This is a genomic window from Frankia sp. CeTa3Moorea (assembly GCF_978021225.1).
Window position 1 is genome coordinate 1 of the sequence record NZ_CDXDOR010000026.1, and the last position, 5,461, is coordinate 5,461.

General features: G+C 71.4%; 3 protein-coding genes and 1 pseudogene. 3 read left to right on the forward strand and 1 reads right to left on the reverse strand.

Translation table 11 applies throughout. The features are described from left to right. Nucleotides 1-340 precede the first annotated feature (340 nt). From AC08OV_RS07390 to AC08OV_RS07400, 3 genes are read left to right on the forward strand one after another with little or no spacing between them, the layout of a single operon-like run. On the forward strand, nt 341-1,369 hold the full coding sequence (locus AC08OV_RS07390) for an AAA family ATPase (protein ID WP_476614081.1): 1,029 nt from the start codon (nt 341-343) through the stop codon (nt 1,367-1,369). A 38-nt stretch (nt 1,370-1,407) separates the two neighbouring features. Further along, nucleotides 1,408-2,793: a DUF58 domain-containing protein gene (locus tag AC08OV_RS07395; RefSeq protein WP_476614080.1), complete on the forward strand. Its 1,386-nt coding sequence runs from the start codon at nt 1,408-1,410 to the stop codon at nt 2,791-2,793. After that, nucleotides 2,790-5,357 (forward strand): transglutaminase TgpA family protein, encoded by a 2,568-nt coding sequence (locus AC08OV_RS07400; RefSeq protein WP_476614079.1) that lies wholly within the window; start codon nt 2,790-2,792, stop codon nt 5,355-5,357. Before AC08OV_RS07395 ends, AC08OV_RS07400 begins: the two co-directional genes overlap by 4 nt. Here the strand turns inward: AC08OV_RS07400 and AC08OV_RS07405 are convergent. After that, a pseudogene (locus tag AC08OV_RS07405) lies at nt 5,305-5,461 on the reverse strand (DUF3040 domain-containing protein); the annotation flags it as partial. The gene AC08OV_RS07400 and the pseudogene AC08OV_RS07405 sit on opposite strands and share 53 nt — an antisense overlap.

The following is a 5,461-nucleotide window of genomic DNA, read 5'->3' on the forward strand; positions in this document are numbered from 1 at the left end:
CTCAACACCCCGTACCACCCCACCGAACCCCCTCCGTTGGGGGTCGCCCGCGATACCTAAGAATAAGGTGGTATAAATCGCAAAAAATCAGTACAAATGACTCTGGTGGATGAAGGAACATTCGGTCTCACCCGCCGTCCCGGCGAGGCCGATCAGATACAGACACCTACCCCTCATCTCCTGTCGGGCTCCGGTTCGAGGCATGTTTCCTCGACCACCACGGCCTGCACGCCCGCGGTGGATGTCACACTCGGGGGGGACAGGTCCCACCGGGGCCGGGTTCGCGCATCCCGACGCGCGACGCATCCCGACACTCGACACCCGGAGGGGGGCCAAACTCGTGGTGACCGACCCTGGTCTTCTGCACTGGCGTGACCCGGTGACCGACATCGGCCATCTCGCCGATGTCACCAACCGGGTGCGGGCCAGCATCGAGACGGTCATCGACGGCAAGTCCGAGGCGATCACGGCGGCCCTGGTCGTGCTGCTGTCCGAGGGCCATCTGCTGATCGAGGACGTCCCCGGGGTCGGCAAGACCATGCTCGCCAAGGCCCTCGCACGGTCCATCGACGCCCGGGTACGCCGCATCCAGTTCACTCCGGACCTGCTCCCCAGCGACGTCACCGGGGTCAGCGTCTACAACCAGGGCACCCGTGACTTCGAGTTCCGTCCCGGTCCGGTGTTCGCCAACATCGTCGTCGGCGACGAGATCAACCGCGCCGAGCCGAAGGCGCAGTCGGCGCTCCTCGAATGCATGGAAGAACACCAGGTCACGGTCGACGGCGTCACCTACCGGCTCGAGTCGCCCTTCATGGTGATCGCGACCCAGAACCCGGTGGAGATGGAGGGCACCCGGGCGTTGCCGGAGGCCCAGCGCGACCGTTTCACCGCCCGGATCTCGATGGGCTACCCCTCCCCCGCGGCCGAGCTGGAGATGCTCGACAGCCACGGCAACGCCAACCCGCTGGCCGGCATCACCCCGGTCACCGACGCCGCCGAGATCGCCAAGCTGATCGCACTCGTCCGCACGGTGCACGTCTCGCCCGAGGTGCGCCACTACATCGTCGACCTGGCCGGCGGGACCCGCACGCATCCTGAGATCGCGCTCGGCGCGTCCCCCCGGGCGGCGCTGCATCTCATCCGTGCTGCCCGAGCCCGCGCGGCCCTGGACCAGCGCGGTTTCGTCCTCCCCGACGACGTTCAGGAGATGGCTGTCCCGGTCATGGCGCACCGCCTACTGCTGCAGCCCGAGATCATGCTCTCCGGAGAGCCGACGATCGAGGTCGCCGCCCGCATCCTGACCGACGTCCTGCGCCGGATTCCGATCCTTCGTCCCGGTACGGCACGCCTAACCCGGCATGGCCGTTAGAGCTCCGTGTGCGGAACCTCCGGGTGCGGAACCTCCGGGTGCGCGACTTTGTCGCGGCGCTGCGTGGCCTGACGATCCGCGGCCGGTCGTTCGTCGCCGCCGGCATCGCCTGCGCGGCGTCCGCGGCCGTGCTCGGCGAGCAGGACCTGCTGCGGATCGGCCTGCTCCTCATGCTCCTCCCCGTGCTCGCGGCGGCCTTCGTCTGCCGGACCCGCTACCGGCTCGCCTGCACCCGCCGGCTCGAACCGAGCCGGGTGACCGCCGGGGACCGGGTCTCGGTCCGGATCAGACTGGAAAACGTCAGCCGGTCGCCGTCGTCGGTGCTCCTGGTGGAGGACGCCGCCGCGGACGGGCTGGGCGGCGGGGTCCGGTTCGTACTCGGCCGGATCGAGCCCGGTGGCAGCCGGGACCTGTCCTATGTCCTGCACGCGGGGATGCGTGGTCGCTACCAGATCGGACCGATGGCGATCCGCCTCGGTGACCCGTTCGGGCTGTGCGAACTGTCGCGCAGTTTCCGCAGCCTGGACGAGCTGGTCGTGGCCCCCCCGATCGAGCGGCTGCCGCCGGCCCGCCCGACCGGTACCGCGCGCGCCAGCACCCAGCTGCGCCGCCGGACCGGGCTCGCGGGTGAGAACGAGACGACGACCCGTCCGTACCGGTCCGGCGACGACCTGCGCAAGGTGCATTGGAAGACAACCGCCCGCCGCGGCGAGCTGATGGTCCGGCGCGAGGAGCACCCGCAGATGGGCGGGGCGACTATCTTGATCGACACCCGGGCCCGGGCGTGGCCCGACAGAGGCCCCTCAGCATCGTTCGAGTGGGCGGTGAGCGCGGTCGGGGCGATCGGCGTCCACCTCGTCCGGGGCGGGTACCGGGTCCGACTGCTGACCGATCAGGGGCTGGCTGCCATCGCCGCGGGGGGTACCGTCGGCGGGCTCCTCGATGAGCTTTCAACGCTGACGCCCGCCCCCACCGAGTCCCTGCACCCAGCGCTCGCGGCCGGCCGCAAGCAGGCCGATCACGGCGGCATGTTTGTCGCCGTGATCGGCCACACCGATGCGCCCACTGCCGCCGCGCTGGCCGGGCTGCGGCCCCTCAGCGCCCCGGCGATCGCGGTGCTCGTCGACGTGGCCAGCTGGAGCACCGCCGCGGCGGCCCCGAAGATCGCCGCCGACCTCGGAACGACGCACGCGGTGCTCACCCGCGCTGGCTGGGCGGTCCTTGTCGCGGCGGCGGGCACCAGCCTCGCGGCGATGTGGCCGCGGGTCGCCGCCCGGGCCCGGGGCACGGGCGGCGTCGGTGCCTCGAGTGCCGCCGGAGTCTCCGGACTCACCGGGACAACGGGACTCACCGGGACCGTGGGACTCACCGGGGCAACGGGGCACAGCGGCGGTCTCCACATCGGCGGACGGTCGGTGCCGTGAACGCCCGCCCGGTGCCCACAGTGATCGTCACCGTCGTCTGTCTGCTGTCCACCAGCGCGCTGACCCGTCTGTTCGAGGGTGTCCTCTGGTGGTTCGGGCCGGTACTCGTCGCCACGGCCGTGGCCGTCGGGACGGGGGTGGCGAGCCGCCTGCTCCTGCTGCCGGCGGCGGCCGGGATCCTGCTCAGTCTGGTCGGCCTCATCGGCACCGTCACCGTGCTGTCCGCGCGGTCGACGGCGTTGCTGGGCTTCCTGCCGACCGCCACCACGGTCAAGACGCTGCGCACGCTCATCTCCGCCGGCGGCTCCGACATCTCACGGCTGGCCGCGCCGGTGCCCGACCGGCCGGGCCTGGTGGTCCTCACGGTGATCGGCGTCTACCTCCTGGTCATGATCGTCGATCTGATCGTGGTGAAGTTCGACCACCCGACGCTCGGCGGCCTTCCGCTGCTGGCGCTGTATGCGGTGTCGGCGGCGATTCTGCCCGGGGGCGTCGGCACGGTGCCCTTCCTGCTCGGCGCGGTGAGCTTCATCGCCCTGCTCCTGCTCGACGGGCGGTTGGCGTACGGGCGATGGGGCCGGACCATCTCCAACCAGCGGAGGGCCGGCGTCGAGATGTTCGGCGGTCGCCTCGCCGTGGGCGCGCTCGGGGTCGCCGTCACCGCGCTGGTCGCTGCGATCGCGGTGCCGTTGGCCCTGCCGTCCCTTGACGGCGAGGGACTAGTGTCGCGCAAGGGTGGATCCGGCGCCGGGGACGGTCCGAGTTCAGCCAGCGTCGTGCAGCCGATCGTCTCGGTGAGCCAGCAGCTGCACGCCAGCACGGAGGTGCCCCTGCTTCGGGTGCGCTTCGACAAGCCGGAGTATCTGCGACTGACGGCGCTGGAGAACTTCGACGGCCAGCTGTTCACCCTGCGGGCGTTGAACGCCACCCGGGAGAACCGGGTCAGCGAGGGACTACCGAAACCACGGACGGGCGGCACCACCCAGTCGGTGCGTGCGGAAGTGGCCGTCACCGGGCGGTTCAACGAGCTGTATCTGCCGGTTCCGGGCATCCCAACCCGGATCGAGGGGCTGACCGGCGACTGGCGGCTGGCGAGACCGACAGGCACGATCTTCTCGACCCGGACCTCGACGGCGAACGCGCACTACCAGGTGGACGCGGTGGTGCCGAATCCCACGAGCGCGCAACTTCAGGCCGCGACCGGGCCGATCCCGGACTCGCTCGACATCGCGACCGCGCTCCCTGACAATCTCGATCCCCAGCTGCGCCAGCTCACCAAGGCCGTGACCGCGGATGCGCGCACCCCCTATGAAAAGGTGTACGCGATCCAGGAATACCTGCGGGGGCCGCAGTTCACCTACGACCTCCAGGGCGCCCCCACCACGCAGGAGGGCGCGCTCAGCAAGTTCCTGTTCGACACCCACCGCGGCTACTGCGAGCAGTTCGCCTCGGCCATGACGGTCATGGTGCGGATACTGGGCCTACCCGCCCGGGTCGCGATCGGCTTCGTCCCCGGGGAGCGGCAGAGTGACGGCAGCTACGTCATCACCAACCGGCAGGCGCATGCCTGGCCTGAGGTCTGGTTCCCGTCGATCGGCTGGCTCAGCTTCGAGCCGACCCGCCGCAGCGACGGAGCCACCTCGGCGCCGTCCTACGCCCCCGCCGGGCCCGAGGACCCCGACAATGAGGCCGCCCTGCCGGAAGATCAGGATCAGGCCGAACTGCAGGCAGCGCCCGAGCCGGTGCCCGTGCCGGATACCTCCACGCCGGCTCCCGGCGACGATCCGACCGCGGTGGACGCTCCGCGGTCAGGTGATGGCGCATCGACCTCCACCGGGATTCCCTCCTGGGTGATCTGGCTGTACGGTGCCCTGCCCGTCCTGGGCCTGCTGGCCGTTCCGGCGATCACCCGGATCCAGCGGAGGCGGGTCCGGCTGCGCCCGGCCGAAGACGATCCCTCAGATCCGTCTGGGGCGACGGTGGAACGGGTCCACGACGCCTGGGCAGAACTGCTGGACGTCGCCGCGGATCTGGGAATCATGATCCGGCCGAGCGACTCGCCGCGGGCCGGGGTGGCCCGGCTGACCGCCTACCTGGACGCCGAGCCGACCACCGCACAGGCCCCGGGGTCCCGCCCGGAACCGTCTGCGTGGCAATCCGGGGACGGCGGGCCCCCCACGACCTACCCGCAGGCCCGCGCGGCACTCGCCCGGCTGGCCTCCGCGGAGGAGCGGGCCCGCTACGCGCCACCGGAGATGGCCGCGCCGCCGTCCGTCGCAGACCTCAGCGAGGATGTCGTCCTGGCCACCACCACGCTGTGGGCGCTGGCACCGCGGGCCAGGCGGATGTTGGCGCGGATCGCCCCGGCATCGGTTCTCCGGCGCGACGCGCCGGCCTCGGCGCGCGGACGGTCGAGGACGGGACAGGGAGGCGGCGGGGACGACGCACCCGCCGCGCCCGCCACGATTCAGAACGATGACAATGATGACAATCAGGACTGGCCGGACCCGGTCAGGGACGGTCCTCCCAGCGCCGCCGCCACCGCTCCTCGACCCGTTCCATGAACGGAGCCCTAGCCCGCGGCTTCGGCTTCGATCCCCCCTGCACACCGCCCGGCCGCCGGTGACCGGTGTCACGGCCGCTGATCCGGCGCAGGCCCGCCGCACCG